Annotated in this window: 19 protein-coding genes and 1 tRNA gene; 13 read left to right on the top strand and 7 right to left on the bottom strand. The window is 68.8% G+C overall.

From position 1 onward, the window contains the following. Positions 1-5 precede the first annotated feature (5 nt). Positions 6-1,436, bottom strand: a complete 1,431-nt coding sequence (pyk, locus tag KB221_05385) for a pyruvate kinase (protein ID WIY70453.1) — start codon at positions 1,434-1,436, stop codon at positions 6-8. Positions 1,437-1,587: 151 nt separating this feature from the next. Here pyk and KB221_05380 point away from each other — a divergent pair, with 151 nt between their 5' ends. Further along, positions 1,588-1,770: a DUF3606 domain-containing protein gene (locus KB221_05380; GenBank protein WIY70452.1), complete on the top strand. Its 183-nt coding sequence runs from the start codon at positions 1,588-1,590 to the stop codon at positions 1,768-1,770. A 3-nt stretch (positions 1,771-1,773) separates the two neighbouring features. On the opposite strand, the gene KB221_05375 is transcribed toward KB221_05380, so the two are convergent. The 3 genes from KB221_05375 to KB221_05365 all read right to left on the bottom strand — a co-directional run bounded on the left by KB221_05375 (position 1,774) and on the right by KB221_05365 (position 2,791). Beyond that, positions 1,774-2,124 (bottom strand): DUF1428 domain-containing protein, encoded by a 351-nt coding sequence (locus KB221_05375; protein ID WIY70451.1) that lies wholly within the window; start codon positions 2,122-2,124, stop codon positions 1,774-1,776. A gap of 75 nt (positions 2,125-2,199) precedes the next feature. Then, positions 2,200-2,286 (bottom strand) — tRNA-Leu (locus KB221_05370). A gap of 13 nt (positions 2,287-2,299) precedes the next feature. Further along, positions 2,300-2,791 (bottom strand): DUF805 domain-containing protein, encoded by a 492-nt coding sequence (locus KB221_05365; protein ID WIY70450.1) that lies wholly within the window; start codon positions 2,789-2,791, stop codon positions 2,300-2,302. A 118-nt stretch (positions 2,792-2,909) separates the two neighbouring features. On the opposite strand from KB221_05365, the gene KB221_05360 reads away from it, so the two are divergent. Next, a complete protein-coding gene (locus tag KB221_05360) occupies positions 2,910-3,311 on the top strand; it encodes a hypothetical protein (GenBank protein WIY70449.1) in 402 nt (133 codons plus the stop codon). Positions 3,312-3,318: 7 nt separating this feature from the next. On the opposite strand, the gene KB221_05355 is transcribed toward KB221_05360, so the two are convergent. Both KB221_05355 and KB221_05350 read right to left on the bottom strand, forming a co-directional pair. After that, positions 3,319-4,749, bottom strand: a complete 1,431-nt coding sequence (locus KB221_05355) for a M20/M25/M40 family metallo-hydrolase (protein WIY70448.1) — start codon at positions 4,747-4,749, stop codon at positions 3,319-3,321. A 105-nt stretch (positions 4,750-4,854) separates the two neighbouring features. After that, a complete protein-coding gene (locus KB221_05350) occupies positions 4,855-5,091 on the bottom strand; it encodes a DUF3297 family protein (GenBank protein ID WIY70447.1) in 237 nt (78 codons plus the stop codon). A gap of 125 nt (positions 5,092-5,216) precedes the next feature. Between KB221_05350 and KB221_05345 the strand changes: the two genes are divergently transcribed. The 5 genes from KB221_05345 (at position 5,217) to KB221_05325 (ending at position 9,320) form a co-directional block, all read left to right on the top strand. Then, complete coding sequence (locus tag KB221_05345; GenBank protein WIY70446.1) at positions 5,217-6,095, top strand: alpha/beta hydrolase; 879 nt, start codon at positions 5,217-5,219, stop codon at positions 6,093-6,095. Positions 6,096-6,120: 25 nt separating this feature from the next. Next, entirely contained in the window at positions 6,121-6,972 is an 852-nt protein-coding gene (locus KB221_05340; protein WIY70445.1) for an aldo/keto reductase, read from the top strand. 40 nt (positions 6,973-7,012) lie between these two features. Next, a complete protein-coding gene (locus tag KB221_05335) occupies positions 7,013-7,261 on the top strand; it encodes an XRE family transcriptional regulator (protein WIY70444.1) in 249 nt (82 codons plus the stop codon). Positions 7,262-7,336: 75 nt separating this feature from the next. After that, positions 7,337-8,866: a UbiD family decarboxylase gene (locus KB221_05330; GenBank protein ID WIY70443.1), complete on the top strand. Its 1,530-nt coding sequence runs from the start codon at positions 7,337-7,339 to the stop codon at positions 8,864-8,866. A 106-nt stretch (positions 8,867-8,972) separates the two neighbouring features. Further along, complete coding sequence (locus KB221_05325) at positions 8,973-9,320, top strand: hypothetical protein (GenBank protein WIY70442.1); 348 nt, start codon at positions 8,973-8,975, stop codon at positions 9,318-9,320. A gap of 4 nt (positions 9,321-9,324) precedes the next feature. On the opposite strand, the gene KB221_05320 is transcribed toward KB221_05325, so the two are convergent. Next, entirely contained in the window at positions 9,325-10,296 is a 972-nt protein-coding gene (locus KB221_05320; GenBank protein ID WIY70441.1) for a WYL domain-containing protein, read from the bottom strand. 113 nt (positions 10,297-10,409) lie between these two features. Between KB221_05320 and KB221_05315 the strand changes: the two genes are divergently transcribed. Genes KB221_05315 through KB221_05290 form a run of 6 tightly spaced genes read left to right on the top strand, consistent with a single transcriptional unit; the run spans position 10,410 to position 16,278 of the window. After that, positions 10,410-11,120, top strand: coding sequence for an NIPSNAP family protein (locus KB221_05315; protein WIY70440.1), 711 nt, complete (start codon positions 10,410-10,412; stop codon positions 11,118-11,120). 52 nt (positions 11,121-11,172) lie between these two features. Beyond that, entirely contained in the window at positions 11,173-11,796 is a 624-nt protein-coding gene (locus KB221_05310; protein WIY70439.1) for a hypothetical protein, read from the top strand. 46 nt (positions 11,797-11,842) lie between these two features. Beyond that, on the top strand, positions 11,843-13,672 hold the full coding sequence (locus tag KB221_05305; GenBank protein ID WIY70869.1) for a M14 family metallopeptidase: 1,830 nt from the start codon (positions 11,843-11,845) through the stop codon (positions 13,670-13,672). A gap of 5 nt (positions 13,673-13,677) precedes the next feature. Beyond that, a complete protein-coding gene (locus tag KB221_05300; GenBank protein ID WIY70438.1) occupies positions 13,678-14,079 on the top strand; it encodes an MAPEG family protein in 402 nt (133 codons plus the stop codon). A gap of 49 nt (positions 14,080-14,128) precedes the next feature. After that, positions 14,129-15,484, top strand: coding sequence for a metallopeptidase TldD-related protein (locus KB221_05295; GenBank protein ID WIY70437.1), 1,356 nt, complete (start codon positions 14,129-14,131; stop codon positions 15,482-15,484). Then, entirely contained in the window at positions 15,481-16,278 is a 798-nt protein-coding gene (locus tag KB221_05290; GenBank protein ID WIY70436.1) for a 3'(2'),5'-bisphosphate nucleotidase CysQ, read from the top strand. Before KB221_05295 ends, KB221_05290 begins: the two co-directional genes overlap by 4 nt. Positions 16,279-16,287 lie beyond the last annotated feature (9 nt).

Raw genomic sequence — 16,287 nt, 5'->3', positions numbered from 1 at the left:
AGACGCTATTTGCGCCCCTTCGCCGGAGCATGGGCCAGTCGCAGCAGATTCGCAGCCCCCGGCGCGCCGAAGGGCGTTCCCGCCAGGATCAGGATGCGCTGGCCCGGCTGGGCCATGTCGTATTCGACAGCGCTGTTGACCGCATCCTCAGTGACATCCTCCAGCGAGGCGGGCTCCTTGCCCAGCCGGGTCTCCAGACCCCAGACCAGCGCCAACCGCCGCGCCGTATCGGCATTGGGCGTCAGGGCCAGCACCGGCTGCAGCGGTCGCTCGCGCGCCATCCGCCGCGCCGTCCCACCCAGGGTCGTGAACACCACGATACAGGCCGTCGACTGGGCCTCCGCCGCCTTGCGCGCCGCGGCAACCAGGGCATCGGCGTCGATATCGTCCATGCCGGCGTGTTCGGCGTCCATCAGGCTGGGCCACATCGGATCGCGCTCGACCCGTTCGATGATCCGGCTCATCACCCCGACCGATTCCAGCGGATAGTCGCCCGAGGCTGTCTCGGCCGACAGCATCAGGGCGTCAGCCCCCTCATAGGCGGCATTGGCCACGTCCGAGGCCTCGGCCCGGGTCGGGGCCGGCGAGGCGGTCATGCTCTCCAGCATCTGGGTGGCCACGATCACCGGCACGCCGCGCTGGCGGGCGGCGCGGATGATCTGCTTCTGGGCGACCGGCACCTCCTCGGGCTCCAGCTCCACGCCCAGGTCACCGCGCGCGACCATGACCCCGTCGCAGTAATCGAGGATGCTCTCCAGCTCGAGCAGGGCCTGCGGCTTCTCTATCTTGGCCAGGCAGGCGGCGCGGCCCTTCACGATCTGCTTCAGCTCGGCCATGTCCTCGGCCTTCTGGACGAAGCTCAGCGCCACCCAGTCAACACCGATGCGCAGGGCGAAGGCGAGGTCCTCGCGGTCCTTGGGGGTCAGGGCCGAGACCGGCACCACCGCCTCGGGCACGGCCACGCCCTTGCGGTCCGACAGTTTCGAGCCGCTCTCGACCGTGACATCGGCCCAGTCGTCGGTCCGCTCATTGACCCGCAGCCGCACCCGGCCGTCGTCGAGCAGCAGCAGCATGCCGGTGCGCAGGGCGCGGAAGATCTCCGGATGCGGCATCTGCACCCGCGTCGCATCGCCCGGGGTCGGATCGAGGTCGAACCGCATCTTGTGGCCCGGCTTGATGTCGATCTCGACATCCCTGAACCTGCCCAGCCGGAGCTTCGGCCCCTGCAGATCGGCCAGCACGCCCAGAGGGCGTTTGAGCGCCAGCTCGGCCCCGCGCACAGCCTTCAGTGCCGCCGCATGGTCCTCATGCGAGCCGTGGCTGAAATTCAGGCGGAAGACGTCGACTCCGGCCTGGGCCAGGGCCTTGACCATGCCGGGTGCCCGGCTGGCGGGCCCCAGGGTCGCGACGATGCGGGCGCGCCGGGCTCTTTTCATCGAATATCCATGCAATCGGAGGGGTTTCCCCCTTGTGCCCATGAAACCGCGTCGGGTTAAGGGCGGTTCTTTGCACGAAACACGAAGTTACGCCGCCCGGTCGCGCGCCGGCCCGTTTCGCGCTACCCCGGACCGAACAACGGAGCGGACCATGGCGGGCCTGAAGGACAAGCGCGGCTTCATCGACAAGGACCGTCTGGACCTGTCCGAACGACAGGCCGTCGAACACTGGATGAAGCGCTGGGGCGTGACCCGGGACCAGCTGACCGCTGCCCACCGCAAGGCGGGTCGCAACGTCAAGGACATCGCGGCGGAGCTCGGCAAGAAGCGCTGACCCTCAGCCTTCGAGCAGGACCGTGAACCCGCCGTAGATCATCCGCTTCCCGTCGAAGGGGGCGGCGGCCATCTCCGCCATGCGCGGGTCCTCCATGAATTTCTTCTGACCGGCGTCACGGGTGGCCTTGTCCGGCCACTCGACCCACGAAAAGACGACGACCTCGTCGCCCTCCGCCTTCACGGCGCCCTTGAAGTCCGTGACCTTGCCGTCAGGCACCTCGTCGCCCCAGCATTCGACCACCCGGATCGCCCCGAACTCCTTGAACATGACCAGTGTCTTCTCGGCCATGGCCTTGTAGGCGGCCTTGTTCCCGACCGGGACCGGAACGACGTAACCATCGATGTAGCTCATGACGGGTCTCCTCTTGTGACGACGAAGGAACGCGCGTGCGGACTGAGGGTCCCAAACGGCCAAGCCTGGGACCCTTGGTGCGAGCGGCGGGGGTCGAACCCGCAATCCCTTTCGGGCGACAGATTTTAAGTCTGTTGCGTCTACCAGTTTCGCCACGCTCGCCAGCAGGCCCGATCTACGGGCTTGCGGGCTGATGGGAAAGGTCCGTGGCGTCAGCGAGTGATCGGCCGGTGTCGTTGACGGCCCGGTCATAACGATTGACGCCGGCGTCTCCGGGCAGGAGCAGCAGGACAAAGAAGACGGCGATCGGCCCGACGAAGGGCAGGACGGCGATCCATGCATAGCCGGCCGGACGTCCGATATCGTGAAGCCGACGCGCGGTCAGGGCGAGGAAAGACCCGAAGGCCACGGCGATCAGCGCGAAGAGCGCCGCATACCGGACCTGGAACTGGCCTGCCGCCTCGATCGCGTCATCCACTGCGCGCGGTCCGGCGATGTCGCCGTCCAGAATCATTTCGAAGACCCGGCCGCTGGTTTCGAAATCAGGAAATCCGGCGACAAACCGCTGTGCCAGGACCATCCAGGCGAGCCAGCCCAGTATCGCCAGCCCGTACCGCGTACGGCTGAGCCGACCCTTCACGCCGAACAGGAAGCTTGCCAGGTTCATGTCAGTCTGCGGCCCCGTCGTCGGAAAGCCGCCACTTTGACGTGAAACCGGCAACGGTCAAGTTGTGCGGCCCGGCCGGATCACGCTAGCGTTCGGCAGTACCCTTTGAGAGTGACCGATGACCCGTTCCGCCTGCCGCCTGTTCGTCATCGCCGTCTCGACGCTGACCCTGACCGCCTGCACGACGCCGACGCAAGCCGACGTTGATGTGCGGATGCACCCCGTGATCAACGGCGGCCCGGTGCGCTGGCTGCAGATTCCGACCGATGCGGACATGCTCGACGTCTATCCGCGCGACGCCCTGAACGCCGGCGTGAACGGCCATGTTCGGATGATCTGCGTGATGACCGCCGCCGGGACGCTGACAGACTGCGGCGCGGCGAGCGAGACGCCGCCGGGGCAGGGCTTCGGTGCCGCCGCCGCCCGCCTCGGTCACCTGTTCCGCTTCGACGCCGCCGACCGGCCGGATCTCGTCGGCAAGCGCGGCGCGGTCAATGTGACCTTCCGCACGGGCGGATGACGGCCCCCTAGTGCGCCGCCGCCTGCGCCGGCCGCATCGCCCGGAAGTCCACCTCGGAGTCCGCGATCAGCCACACCAGCGCCGCCCAGGCCGCCACGTTCTGGCTCATCTGGGCCGGGTCGACCTTGTCCAGGGTGTCGTCGGCCGTGTGGTGCAGGTCGAAATATCGGGTGCCGTCCTGGTTCAGGCCGAACACCGGCACGCCCGCCTCGGCCAGCGGGCCGATGTCGGCGCCGCCGTGCAATTCCGGCTGGGGCGAAGGCAGGACGCCGATGGGATAGAGCACCCGCGCCGCAGCCCGGGCGAAGTCGGTACCCTGCGCGCCCGGCGGCAGGCCCAGCGCATAGACCCGGTCCGCACCGAAATCGCTCTCGCCGGCGATGATGTGCTGCTCAACCGCCGTCCCGATGCCGCGCAGATAGGCACCGCCGCCGTTGCCGGTGTCGGTCGGCTGCGCCACCTCTTCCGAGCCGTACAGGACGACCCGCACGGTGCGCGCCGGACGGCGTCCGCTGTCGCGGATGGCCTTGGCCGCTGCCAGTGTGATGGCCCCACCGGCACCGTCGTCGATGGCGCCGGTGCCCAGGTCCCAGCTGTCCATGTGAGAGCCCAGGACGATGACTTCTTCCGGCCGCGACCGGCCGGGGATGTCGCCGATCACGTTCTGGCTGACCGTCTGATAGGTGTGCGCTGTCGAGGACAGGCGGAGGCGTACCGTCTCGCCCATTTCGATCAGGCGCGAGACCGTATCGGCGTCCGGCGCGGCCAGGGCGAAGCCCGGCAGGGGCACGACGCCGTCGACATAGCGGGTGGTGCCGGTGTGCGGCATGCGGTGCTCGTCCGAACCGACCGAGCGCATGATGAAGGCCACCGCCCCCTTGGCCGCGGCGGCGGCGGGACCCGCACCCCGGATGCGCGTCAGCGGGCCGTAGCCCGAACCGTCCTGCATCCGCACCATCTGGCCGGCGTCGACATAGGCGATCTTGCCGGTGAGCGATCCGGCCGGGGCGCCGTTCAGCGCTTCAAGGCTGTCGAACCGGACGACTTCGGCCTCGATCACGCCATTGGTGCCGGGCGAGTGGCCGAGGGCGGCGAGGACCAGCCGCTGCGGCCGGGCACCGACGATCGATCCGCTCTCCTCGCCTCGCTCCCAGCCGACCAGCGGGAACTGTTCGATGCGCACATTCTGGAAGCCCTGCGCCCGCATATAGTCGGCCGCCCAGGCCGAGGCGTCCTGCTCGGCCTTCGATCCCGCCGGCCGCGGGCCGAAGCGGGTGGTCAGCTGGGTCAGATAATCGAGCGCGATATTCTGGTTCAGCGCCGCGTCGCGGAGGGTCTCGGCCCGCTGGATGGTCGCGGCGTCCTGCGCCACAACGGGGGCCGCGACGAGGGTCAAGGCCAGGGCGCTGGCGGCGAGAAGACGAACGGACAGGCGCATGACGGCTCCGGGACTCACAAGGTGCCGGAACCTGAACCCTGCGGGGGGAGCGGACAAGCGGTCCGCGTCAGAGTTTTTTCGATGGCGCCATAAGCGCCGACAGGCCTACTCGCCCTTGACCCAGGCCTCGACCGGACCCTGCAGCTTGACGGTCAGGGCCTTGCCGCGGCGGTCGACGCGGTTGCCCACGGCCAGACGGACCCAGCCTTCGGAGATGCAGTATTCCTCGACATTGGTCTTTTCCTCGCCCTTGAAGCGGACGCCGATCCCCTTCGCCAGCAGGTCGGCGTCGTGGAACGGGCTGTCGGGATCGACGCAGAGGCGGTCGGGAAGATCGGTCATGGCGAGAAGGCCCGGAAAACAGGAGAAGGCGCGGGCTTTAGCCGAGGACGGCGTCCGCTCCAAGAGCGCTTGACCTGCCCCCCTGCCAATCGGTTAGGTTCGTTGCGAATAACTACGGACCTGAGATGCGCGATCCCGTCTTCCGCGACTTCATCGCCGAAGCTTCCGACGGCTATCCCCTGTCGATGCGGCTGGTCTCCGCCGAGGCGCCGACGACAGCCGTCCTGGTCAGTTCGGGGACCGGCTTTCCCAAGGGCTTCTACGACCGGTTCGCCCGCCATCTGGCGGCGCGCGGCGCGGCGGTGCTGACCTATGATTTCCGCGGTATCGCCGGCTCGCGGCCCGACGATCTGGCAGCGATGCAGATGGACTATCCCGACTGGGGCCGGCTCGACATGCCGGCGGCGCTGGAGTCCCTGATCGCCGCAGCCCCGGGCCTGCCGGTCGCCCATGTCGGCCACAGCGTCGGCGGCCATTTCCTCGGCTTCATGCCCAACCACCACCGCATCGACCGTCACGCCTTCGTCTCGGTCGGCAGCGGCTGGTGGGGCCGGCACCACCGGTCCTACAATCCGCTCGAACTGTTCTTCTGGTACGGCTTCGGCCCGCTCAGCCTGATCCGCCGCGGCTATATCAAGGGCGGCGGCCTGTGGGCCGGGACGGATCTGCCGGCCGGCGTCTGGAAGACCTGGCGGCGCTGGTGCCTGAAGGAACCGTACTTCCTCGACGAGCTGAAAGACCGGCTGAAACCACACCATTTCGACGCGGTGACCGCCCCCATCCGCTCATGGGTCTTCACCGACGACCCGATCGCCACGCCGGTGACCTCGCCCATCCTGCTGCAGGTCTATCCCAATGCCCCGCGCGAGGTCGTGGTCCGCGCCCCGGCCGACTTCGGCGCCGCGCGCATCGGCCACGAGGGTGCCTTCCGCAAGGGACTGGAGCCTTTGTGGGATGAGATCTTCGACTGGCTGGTTGAACCTTCAGCCGCGGTCACCAGTTAAACCGCTTCCCCCGCCGGAGCCTCCCATGACCGACCAGCCCGCCATCACCGTCGACGGCCACGCCATTCCCCTGCTGGGCTTCGGCACCTGGAACCTGACACCGGAGGTCGCCCGGACCATGGTCGCGGAGGCCCTGCGCATCGGCTACCGCCACATCGACACGGCCTGGATCTATCGCAATGAGGCGGCGGTCGGAGACGGCATCCGCGACGCCATCGCCGCCCGTCATGTCGCCCGCGAGGACATCTGGCTGACCACCAAGATCTGGGTCGCCCATTTCGACCGCGAGGGCCTGCTGAAACAGGCGCGGGAGTCCGCCGCCAGCCTCGGCTTCACGCCCGACCTGCTGCTGCTCCACTGGCCGAAGACCGAGCCGGCGTTCGCCGAGACCCTCGACGCCCTGAACGAGGCGAAGGACCTCGGCCTGACCCGCACCATCGGCCTGTCCAACTTCCCCTCGGCAGAGTTCCGCGAGGCGCAGTCGTTGTCGAAGGCGACGCTGGTCACCAACCAGGTCGAATACCACCCCTACCTGAAGCTCTCGAAGCTGCTCGAAACGGCGAAGACCCTTGGTTCGTCGATCACCGCATGGTCGCCCCTGGCCCAGGGCGCGATCGCCGACGATGCGACCCTGATCGACATCGGCCAGGCTCATGGCAAGACCCCGGGACAGGTGACCCTCCGCTGGCTGATCCAGCAGAACGTCATCGCCATCCCGCGCACCAGCAAGGTCAGCCGCGCGGAGGAGAATTTCAACATCCTCGACTTCCGCCTCTCGGACGAGGAGATGGACCGCATCCACGCCCTTGCCCGTCCCGACGGCCGCCTCGGCGACTGGATTGATCCCGCTTTCAAATGGGATGAAGAATGGGCGTGAAGCGCCGCGACCAGACGGCGCGCACGGAGGGAACCAGGAGATGGGTTCGGTGCTGGGGTTTCCCGGCGTCGATCCGCTGGACGCGGCGGTCGGCGCAAGACTGAAACGTTGGCGCGAGACACGCGGCATGGCCATCGAGGATGTGGCCGCCGCGCTTCGCATACCGGTCGAGCAGGCCCGCCGCGCCGAGGCCGGCCGGGCCCGCCTGACCACCGTCCAGATCGGTGCTGCAACCAGTGCCCTGCGCCTGCCCCTGTGGGCGCTGGTGTCGGATACCCGGGCCTACTGAAAAGGCCGCACCCGCCATGACGTGACAGGACGGCCGCGTCCGCCTAATCCAGACGCTCTGACGGAGCGTCCTGAATTGGCCTACAAATCCCTGCGCGACTTCATGGCCATGCTGGAGGCCGAAGGCGAACTGGTTCGCGTCTCCGAACCCGTCTCGACCCACCTCGAGATGACCGAGATCCAGACCCGGCTGCTGCGCAACGGCGGCCCGGCCGTCCTGTTCGAAAAGCCCGTCATGCCCGACGGCACGATCAGCCCCATCCCCTGCCTCGCCAATCTGTTCGGCACGGTGAAGCGCGTCGCCATGGGGGTGACCATGGAGAAGAAGGTCCGCACCACCGCCGCCGAACTGCGCGAGGTCGGCGAACTGCTGGCCTTCCTGCGCAATCCGACGCCGCCGCGCGGCCTGTCGGACGCCATGGAGATGCTGCCGCTGGCGAAGACGGTCATGTCCATGCGGCCGAAGGTGGTGAAAACCGCACCGGTGCAGGAGATCGTGCTGAAGGGCGACCAGATCGACCTGACCAGCCTGCCGGTCCAGGGCTGCTGGCCCGGCGAGCCCGCGCCCCTGATCACCTGGGGCCTGGTCGTCACCAAGGGGCCGTCCGAGGACCGGGAGGACGACTTCAATCTCGGCATCTACCGCATGCAGGTCCTCGGCAAGGACAAGGCCATCATGCGCTGGCTCGCCCATCGCGGCGGGGCGCAGCACTACGCACGGCACAAGAAGGCCGGAAAGAAGGGCCCCCTGCCATGCGCCATCGTGCTCGGGGCCGACCCCGGCACCATCCTGGCGGCGGTTACGCCTGTCCCGGACACGCTGTCGGAATACCAGTTCGCCGGCCTGCTGCGCGGTGCCAAGGCCGAACTGGTCCCCTGCAAGACCGTGCCCCTGATGGTCCCGGCCAATGCCGAGATCGTGCTGGAAGGCCACGTCCTGTTCGACGAACACGCGCCCGAAGGCCCCTACGGCGACCACACCGGCTACTACAATTCGGTCGAGACCTTCCCGGTCTTCAAGGTGACGGCCATCACCATGCGCAAGGACCCGATCTATCTGACCACCTTCACCGGCCGTCCGCCGGACGAGCCCTCGGTGCTGGGCGAGGCGCTGAACGAGGTTTTCATCCCCCTGCTGCGCGCCCAGTTCCCCGAGATCACCGACTTCTGGCTGCCGCCCGAGGGCTGTTCCTACCGGATCGCCGTGGTGTCGATGAAGAAGGCCTACCCCGGCCACGCCAAGCGGGTGATGCTGGGCGTCTGGAGCTATCTGCGCCAGTTCATGTACACCAAATGGGTCATCGTCGTGGATGACGACATCGACGCCCGCGACTGGAAACAGGTCATGTGGGCCATCTCGACCAAGATGGACCCGGCGCGCGACATCACTGTCATCGAGAACACCCCGATCGACTACCTCGACTTCGCCAGCCCCGAGAGCGGCCTCGGCTCCAAGATCGGCCTCGACGCCACCGACAAATGGCCGCCCGAGACGAAGCGCGAATGGGGCGAGGAGATCCGCATGGACGCGGCGGTGGTGGATCGGGTGTCAGAGATCTGGGAGACGCTCGGATTACCGGGGGACAAGACACCGATCTGGAAATAGCGGCGTTTCGCTTCCTTCGCCGATTGTGTCCGAAAAGCGCTTCACAAATGACAGAACCGTAATCTAGGGTCGGAGCCTCGCTTTCCTCCCCTGTTTGAGGCCTGTCATGAAGCTTCCGCTGATCGCCCTGCTCGCCGTCGTTCTCGCCGCACCGGTCGTGACCGTTCCGACCCCGGCTGACGCCCAGGTGCGGGTCGGCAGCGGTGCTCGTCGCGATCCGCCGCGCCGGGTCCGTCCGCCGGCACCGCGCCTGACCGAGGCAGAGGAAGACCGGCTGTGGGACGCCCAGGCCGCGGTCAGCGATCTCGACAGCCAGATCGCCGCCGTGAACGCCCTCGTCGCGGCTGCGGGCGGCGCGACCCCGGAGCATCAGGCCACGCTCGCGGACCTCACGGCCCGCCGGACGGCTGAACAGGAAGTGGTCGACAACTTGCGCGCCAAGCAGAACCCCTGAGCCCTCAGTCCCGATAGAGCTGCGCCAGCCGTCCGGCGGCTGAGCGCATGGCGTCTCTCAGGGCCGCCGGGGTCAGAACCTCTGCCTCCGGCCCCAGTCGAAGAAAGTCGGTCGCGGCGTGCGCGACCGACTCGATCGGCACAGTCACCTCGACCCATGGGTTCGTTGAGCCTGCCGCGGCTTCGCCCGCGATCCTGGCCTGTTCGGCCCCCAGCGTCGCCAGCAGGTTCAGGCCGATGCGCGACACCCGCAGGGTCGCCGTCCCGGTGAAGATGTCGGCCTCGAACCGCAGCGAGGTTTCCGCCCACCAGGCCGCCAGGTCGAAACCCGCGGGCCGCTCGAACGTCGCTTCGCTGACGGTCAGATCCAGAATGTTCGAGACGCGATAGGTGCGAGGCTCCCGCCGCCCCTCGACCGCTCGCGCGGCCAGATACCAGAGCCCCGCCTTCAGAATCAGGCCGAGCGGCTCCAGCTCGCGCGCCACCTCGCCCTTCCAGCTCTCATAGCGCACCGAAATGCGGCGGCTGTTCCAGACGGCCTGGGCGATGGCGGGCAGACGTTCAGCCTCGTCGGTGGTCTGGTACCAGCCGACCGGGTCGAGATGGAACCGGCCGGCCAGCCGTTCCGCCGCCGCCTGGCGTTCCGGCGGAAGCGCGGCCAGCAGCTTCAGCTGCATCGTCGTGACCGCGCCGGAGAATCCCATCTGTGCCGCCGGCCCGGAGAGGCCGCCGAGGAACAGCGTCTCGGCCTCGGCATCGGTCAGACCGGTCAGCCGGGTGCGGTAGCCGTCCATCAGCTGGAAGCCACCCGACCGGCCCCGATCCGCATAGACCGGCGCGCCGGCGGCGCTCAGCTGGTCGATGTCGCGATAGATGGTGCGGACCGACACCTCGAACTCGGCCGCCAGCGTCTCGGCGGTCAGCCGCCCCCGGGTCTGGAGCAGCAGCAGGATCGAAAGCAGTCGGCTGGCGCGCATTTTTCGACACTAGCCGATTTATCCTGACAAAAGGTGTCAGTTTAGACGCCCATGATGGCCCCTTCGACGACCCGGCGCGAGCACGCCGGGTTCACGGATTCCCGGAGACAGTCATGAAACTTCACGCCTTCGAGCTGCGCCAATATGCGATGAAGCCCGGCCGCCGGGACGAACTGATCACCCTGTTCGAGCGTGCGTTCGTCGAGACCCAGGAGGCGGCGGGCATCCGGCTGATCGGCCTGTTCCGCGACCTGGACCAGCCCGACCGGTTCGTCTGGATGCGCGGCTATCCCGATCAGGCCGCCCGCAGACCGGCGCTGAACGCCTTCTACAACTCGGACCACTGGTTCGCGCACCGCGCCGCCACCAATGCCACCATGACCTGCTCGGACGACGTGCTCCTGCTGCGTCCCCTGTCCTCCGCGCTGGCCCCGGATGTCGCCGCCCCCGTCCCGACGGGCCATCAGCCAGGCAGCGGCGTGGTCGTGCTGGGCGTCCACCGCCTCGAAGACCCCCTCGATCCGCTGGCGGAAGCGTTCCGGACCACATTCGCCGGCGCACTGGCCGAAGCCGGCGTGTCGGTCGGGATAGCCGGCATCACGGACCCGACCGCCAACAGCTTTCCGCGCCATCCGGTGCGCGAGGGCGAATGGGTGCTGGTCTGGCTGTCCCGCCAGCCGGACGAACGCGCCGCCGACGCCGCCCTCGCCCGTGCCCGGACCGACCCGCGGCTCGCGCCCCTGTTCGCCACGACGCTCCAGTTGCTGCGCCTGCGGCCCACCGCCCGCTCGCGCCTGCAGGGCGGTCCGCCGATTGCGGGGTGACGCCCGCCTGATTCCCTCCCTAGGGTCAGCCTCCGCAGGGCTGGGGACCGTCGTGAGCGCATTCGAATTCTTCTTCAGCTTCTACGGCCTGTTGCTGGGCCTGTCGGTGGCCGAGCTGGTCGGCGGTTTTTCCCGCGTCCTGCACGAGCGGCATCGCGTCCACTTCGGCTGGCTGACGCCCCTGTTGGCGGTATTCGTGGCCGCCGACCTGGCGACCTTCTGGAACCAGGCCTGGCGGTTCTTCCGCGGGGCCCCGTTCAATCCGGCCCTGCTGCTGATCGGCCTGGTCATCGCGGCGACCTTCTATGTGGCGGCCAGCGTGACCTTCCCGCGCGTCACAGCGGAAGGCGTGAATACCCGCATCGACCTGGACGAGCATTTCTGGGCCCAGCGGCGGGTGGTCTTCGGCTGTGTGCTGGCGGCCAATGCCATGGTCTGGGCGCTGCTCGGCCTGCTGGCGCTGGCGGACCCGGCCTGGGCAGCCTTCTGGACGCCCAGACTGCTGATCGGGGTCGGCATCTTTGCCATCTGCACGGCGACCGCAGCCTTTGCACCCTCCCGAAAGGTCGTCATCGGGGCCCTGCTGGTCGTTCTGGCCTACACCCTGTGGAATATGGTCCGCGCCGGAGCGATCCTCATCGCCGACGGTGCCTGGCTGCCGGCGACGGGGAGCTAAGGCTTGCCAGACGGGCGGGATCGTCCGACGAAGGGCCATGCGCCCCATCCTGTTTTCCGCGGCCTTGGCCGCCCTTGTCAGTTGCGTCAGTCCCGCCATGTCCCAGTCCGCCCCGCCGTCCGTCCCCAACGCCGCGCCGTGGGACCAGCCCTTCCTGCCGCCCGCGCCGGCCTGGGACGGCGCCAGCCGGGCCCTGCTGCGCGGAGCATCGGACCCCTGGGTCACGGCCTTCGAGGCCGACGCCGAACACGATGAAAGCCCGAGCTACGCCGACACCCGCGCCTGGTTCGACCGCCTGGATGCCGCCTCCGACCTGATCCGCATCGAACAGTTCGGCGTCTCGCCCGAGGGCCGGCCGATCTATGCCGTCATTGCCTCGAAGGACGGCGCGGCCTTCGACCCGTCCAAGCCCGTGCTGCTGGCCCAGGCCGGCATCCATCCGGGCGAGATCGACGGCAAGGACGCGGGCATGATGCTGCTCCGCGACATCGCCTTCAACGGCAAGGCGGACCTGCTGGACCGGGTCAATCTGATCCTGATCCCGATCCTGTCGGTCGACGGCCATGAGCGCGCCTCGGCCTACTCCCGCCCCAACCAGCGCGGGCCCCGCATCCAGGGCTGGCGCAACACCGCGACCAACCAGAACCTCAACCGCGATTATCTGAAACTGGACCAGCCCGAGATGCGGGCGGTGCGCGGCCTGGTGCTGAAATACCGGCCCGACCTCTACGTCGACATCCACGTCACCGACGGCATGGATTACCAGTACGACGTCACCTACGGCTTCAATGGCGAGAACGGCGTCTATTCGCGCAGCCCCGCCACGGCCCTCTGGCTGGACGACGTCTTCAAGCCCGCGATCAATGCCGCGCTCGAGGCCGAGGGCCACATCCCGGGCGAACTGGTCTTCGGCATCGGCGACGATCCCCGCGCGGGCCTGTCAGACGGCGGTCTGGGCGAGCGGTTCTCGAACGGCTGGGGCTCGGCCGCCCACGTCCCGACCATCCTGATCGAGAACCACAGCCTCAAGCCCTACGAACAGCGCGTTCTCGGAACCTATGTCTTCCTGGAGGCCGCCATGCGCCGCCTCGCCGCCGACGGCCCGGCCCTGCGCACGGCCATCACCGCCGACACGGCCCTGCGCCCGGCCGAAATCCCGGCCAATTTCGCGGCCGATCCGACCCCGGCCTACACCCGGACCTTCAAGGGCATCCGCTACGAGATGTACGACAGCCCCGCCTCCGGTCGTCAGGAGATCCGCTGGCTGGGCGTAGCCGATCCCGAACCCTGGTCCCTGCCCTTCTACGGCTCGCGCCCGACCCTGACACTGGCGCGCCCCGAGGCCTATTGGGTGCCGTCCTACCGCACAGACATCATCGAGCGCCTGCGCCTGCACGGCGTCCGGATGGAGACGATGAACGCCCCCCGCACCGTCAACCTCGACATGCTGCGCCTCGTCGAGCCGAAGCTGGCGACCCGCGCCAATGAGGGCCGCGTGGGCGTCACCGTCACGGGCGTCACGCCCGAGCGTCGCGACTGGACCTTCCCCGCCGGTTCGGTCCGCGTGCCCACGGACCAGCCGCTGGGCGACATCGTCGTCCTCCTGCTGGAGCCGCAGTCCTCCGAGAGCTTCTTCGCCTGGGGCATGTTCCCCGAGGTGCTGAGCCGCGTCGAATATATCGAGGGCTATGCCATCGCCCCGCTGGCCGAGGCCATGATGGCGGCCGACCCGGCGCTCAGGACCGAGTTCGAGGCCAAACTGGCCGCCGAGCCGGAATTCGCCGCCGACGGCGACGCGCGTTTGCAGTGGTTCTATGAGCGAACCCCGTTCTATGATGACCATTACCGGCTCTATCCGGTGGGGCGCGAGAACTGATGGCGATGTTCGAGACGATGACACCGGTTCAGGCCGCCGCCCTGTGGAGCGGCCTGCTGCTCCTGCTGATGCTGCTGCTTTCGGTGCGGGTCGTCCTGAACCGGAGGAAGCACAAGGTGTTGCTGGGCGACGGAGCCGCGTCGCAGATCACGCTGGCGGGCCGGGTCTTCGGCAATGCCGCGGAATATGTTCCGGTCGGCGTCGGCGCTCTCGCCTTGCTGGCCATGCTGGGCATGCCGGCCATGGCCGTGCACGCCGTCGGCACTGTCCTCCTTGCGGGCCGTCTGATCCACGCCGTCAGCCTGAGTGACAAGAAGCCGACCTTTGGTCGGGTTCTCGGTATGGCCCTGACCTATCTCGCCCTGTTCACCGCCGGCGGGATGCTGGTGGTCCACGCCTTCGTCTGAACTTCACACGCGCGGTTGCGGCGTCGCCTTGTCCCGGCCATATCGGGGCATGCCTGACCGTACCGCGTCCGCCGCCTCCCCCGACATCCTGCCCGATCTGGTCGCCGCCGCCCTGAGGGCCGGTGCCGACGCCGCCGAGGCTGTTTCAGCCGAGCGCGCCTCCCTGTCCGTGGGCGTCCGCAACGGCGCGCTCGAGGAGGTCGAGCGCGAGGAGAGCCGCGACCTCGGCCTGCGCGTCTTCATCGGCCGGCGTCAGGCCACCGTCTCGGCCTCGGACCTGTCCGACGCCACCCGTACCAGACTGGTCGAGCGCGCCGTGGCCATGGCCCGGCTGGCACCCGAGGACCCGTACGCCGGCCTCGCCCCGCAGGACCGGCTCGCCCGCGGTCCCTTCGCCGACCTCGACCTGTTCGACCCCTCAGAGCGCAGCGCCGCACAGCTCGAGGCCATGGCGGCCGAGACCGAAGCCGTCGCCTTGGCCGTGCCCGGCGTCGCCAAATCCGAAGGCGGCCACGCCTCGGCCTCTTCCAGCCGCTGGCGGCTGGTCACCTCGCACGGCTTCGACGGTGCCTATCATGGCTCGGCCTTCTCGCTCGGCGTCGGCGTCATCGCCGAGAAGGACGGGGCCATGGAACGCGGCGGCGAGCATCGCGCCGTCCGCCACCTGTCCGACCTGCCGTCCGCCGCCTCCATCGGCGACTACGCCGGCCGTCGCGCCGTGGCCCGCACTGGGCCGCGCAAGATCGACTCGACCACCGCCCCGGTGATCTTCGAGAACCGCATAGCCACCCAGGTCATCTCGCCCATCCTCGGTGCCATCTCCGGCCCCTCGATCGCCCGCGGCACCTCCTTCCTCAAGGACCGGCTCGGCCAGCGCATCCTGCCGGCCGGCGTCGACCTGATCGACGATCCTTTCCGGGTCCGCGGTCTCGGCTCGACGCCGTTCGACGACGAGGGCGTGGCGGTGTCGCGCCAGTCGATCGTGCAGGACGGCATCCTGACCACCTGGCTGCTCAACAGCGCCGCCGCCGCCCAGCTGGGTCTCGCCTCGACCGGCCACGCCTCGCGCGGTCTCGCAGGCCCGCCCGGGGTCTCGACCCACAACCTGCATCTGGAACCCGGCGAGCGCGATCTGGCCGGGCTGATGGCCGACGCCGGCACCGGCCTTCTGGTCACCTCCATGTTCGGCCCCTCGCTGAACGCCAACAACGGCGACTGGTCCGCCGGGGTCTCCGGCTTCTGGTTCGAGAACGGCGAGATCGTCTGGCCGGTCAGCGGCGTCACCGTCGCGGGCAATCTGGCCGACCTCTGGACCCGGCTGGAGCGCGGTTCGGACCTTGAGTTCCGCAGCAGTTTCAACAGCCCGTCGCTGATGTTCGACGGCGTCGCCATCGCCGGCAAATGACCGGTCTGGCCGCCGACCTCGACCTTATCCGCGACGCTGCCGAGGCGGCCGGACGGCTGGCGCTCGCCGAGCGCGACGCCGGGCTGAAGGTCTGGTCCAAGTCCGGCGGCTCGCCGGTCACCTCGGCCGACATGGCCGTCGACCAATTGCTCAAGGACACCCTGCTGTCGGCCCGGCCCGACCACGGCTGGCTGTCGGAAGAGACCACGGACAGCGCCGACCGTCTGGCGAACCGCCGCATCTTCGTGGTCGATCCGATCGACGGCACCGTCGCCTATATGAAGGGCAAGCCGTGGTGGTGCATTCCCATCGCCATCGTCGAGGACGGCCGTCCCGTCGCTGCCGTGATCCACGCCCCGGCCCTGGGCGAGACCTTCACCGCCACCCTGGGCGGCGGCGCGTCGTTGCAGGGCCAGCCGATCACCGCCTCTGACACCACCGACCTCGATGACGCCTCCGTCCTGGCCGACGCCCGGTTGATCGAGGGCCCGCACTGGATCGAGCCCTGGCCCGCCATGCGGTTCGAGAAGCGCAACGCCATCGCCTATCGCATGGCGCTGGTCGCCGCCGGGGCCTTCGACGCGGCCATCAACCTGTCGCCGAAATGGGACTGGGACGTCTGCGCCGGGGCCCTGATCGTCGAGGAGGCCGGCGGCCGGGTCACCGATCATCACGGCCACGCCTGGCGCTTCAACCAGGCCGATCCGCGACAGAACAGCCTCGTCTGCAGCGCGCCGGCGCTTCACCCGTTGATCGTACGGCGGACAGCGCCTATTCCGCTGGCGCCCCGCTAGCTCGCCCCA

It is taken from the genome of Aquidulcibacter paucihalophilus, assembly GCA_030285985.1.
In the GTDB taxonomy this organism is placed as follows: domain Bacteria; phylum Pseudomonadota; class Alphaproteobacteria; order Caulobacterales; family Caulobacteraceae; genus Brevundimonas.
Note: the sequence above shows the minus strand (reverse complement) of the source record. Positions and strands in the feature narration are given on the sequence as shown.

Excerpts from the sequence above, each read along its gene's own strand:
- KB221_05365 (WIY70450.1), bottom strand. The coding sequence starts at position 2,791 with ATGAACCTGGCAAGCTTCCTGTTCGGCGTGAAGGGTCGGCTCAGCCGT.
- KB221_05290 (WIY70436.1), top strand. The coding sequence starts at position 15,481 with ATGACCGGTCTGGCCGCCGACCTCGACCTTATCCGCGACGCTGCCGAG.
- KB221_05335 (WIY70444.1), top strand. The coding sequence starts at position 7,013 with ATGGGTTCGGTGCTGGGGTTTCCCGGCGTCGATCCGCTGGACGCGGCG.
- KB221_05325 (WIY70442.1), top strand. The coding sequence starts at position 8,973 with ATGAAGCTTCCGCTGATCGCCCTGCTCGCCGTCGTTCTCGCCGCACCG.
- KB221_05360 (WIY70449.1), top strand. The coding sequence starts at position 2,910 with ATGACCCGTTCCGCCTGCCGCCTGTTCGTCATCGCCGTCTCGACGCTG.
- KB221_05320 (WIY70441.1), bottom strand. The coding sequence starts at position 10,296 with ATGCGCGCCAGCCGACTGCTTTCGATCCTGCTGCTGCTCCAGACCCGG.
- KB221_05355 (WIY70448.1), bottom strand. The coding sequence starts at position 4,749 with ATGCGCCTGTCCGTTCGTCTTCTCGCCGCCAGCGCCCTGGCCTTGACC.
- KB221_05375 (WIY70451.1), bottom strand. The coding sequence starts at position 2,124 with ATGAGCTACATCGATGGTTACGTCGTTCCGGTCCCGGTCGGGAACAAG.
- KB221_05340 (WIY70445.1), top strand. The coding sequence starts at position 6,121 with ATGACCGACCAGCCCGCCATCACCGTCGACGGCCACGCCATTCCCCTG.
- KB221_05345 (WIY70446.1), top strand. The coding sequence starts at position 5,217 with ATGCGCGATCCCGTCTTCCGCGACTTCATCGCCGAAGCTTCCGACGGC.
- KB221_05315 (WIY70440.1), top strand. The coding sequence starts at position 10,410 with ATGAAACTTCACGCCTTCGAGCTGCGCCAATATGCGATGAAGCCCGGC.
- KB221_05300 (WIY70438.1), top strand. The coding sequence starts at position 13,678 with ATGTTCGAGACGATGACACCGGTTCAGGCCGCCGCCCTGTGGAGCGGC.
- pyk (WIY70453.1), bottom strand. The coding sequence starts at position 1,436 with ATGAAAAGAGCCCGGCGCGCCCGCATCGTCGCGACCCTGGGGCCCGCC.
- KB221_05380 (WIY70452.1), top strand. The coding sequence starts at position 1,588 with ATGGCGGGCCTGAAGGACAAGCGCGGCTTCATCGACAAGGACCGTCTG.
- KB221_05350 (WIY70447.1), bottom strand. The coding sequence starts at position 5,091 with ATGACCGATCTTCCCGACCGCCTCTGCGTCGATCCCGACAGCCCGTTC.
- KB221_05295 (WIY70437.1), top strand. The coding sequence starts at position 14,129 with ATGCCTGACCGTACCGCGTCCGCCGCCTCCCCCGACATCCTGCCCGAT.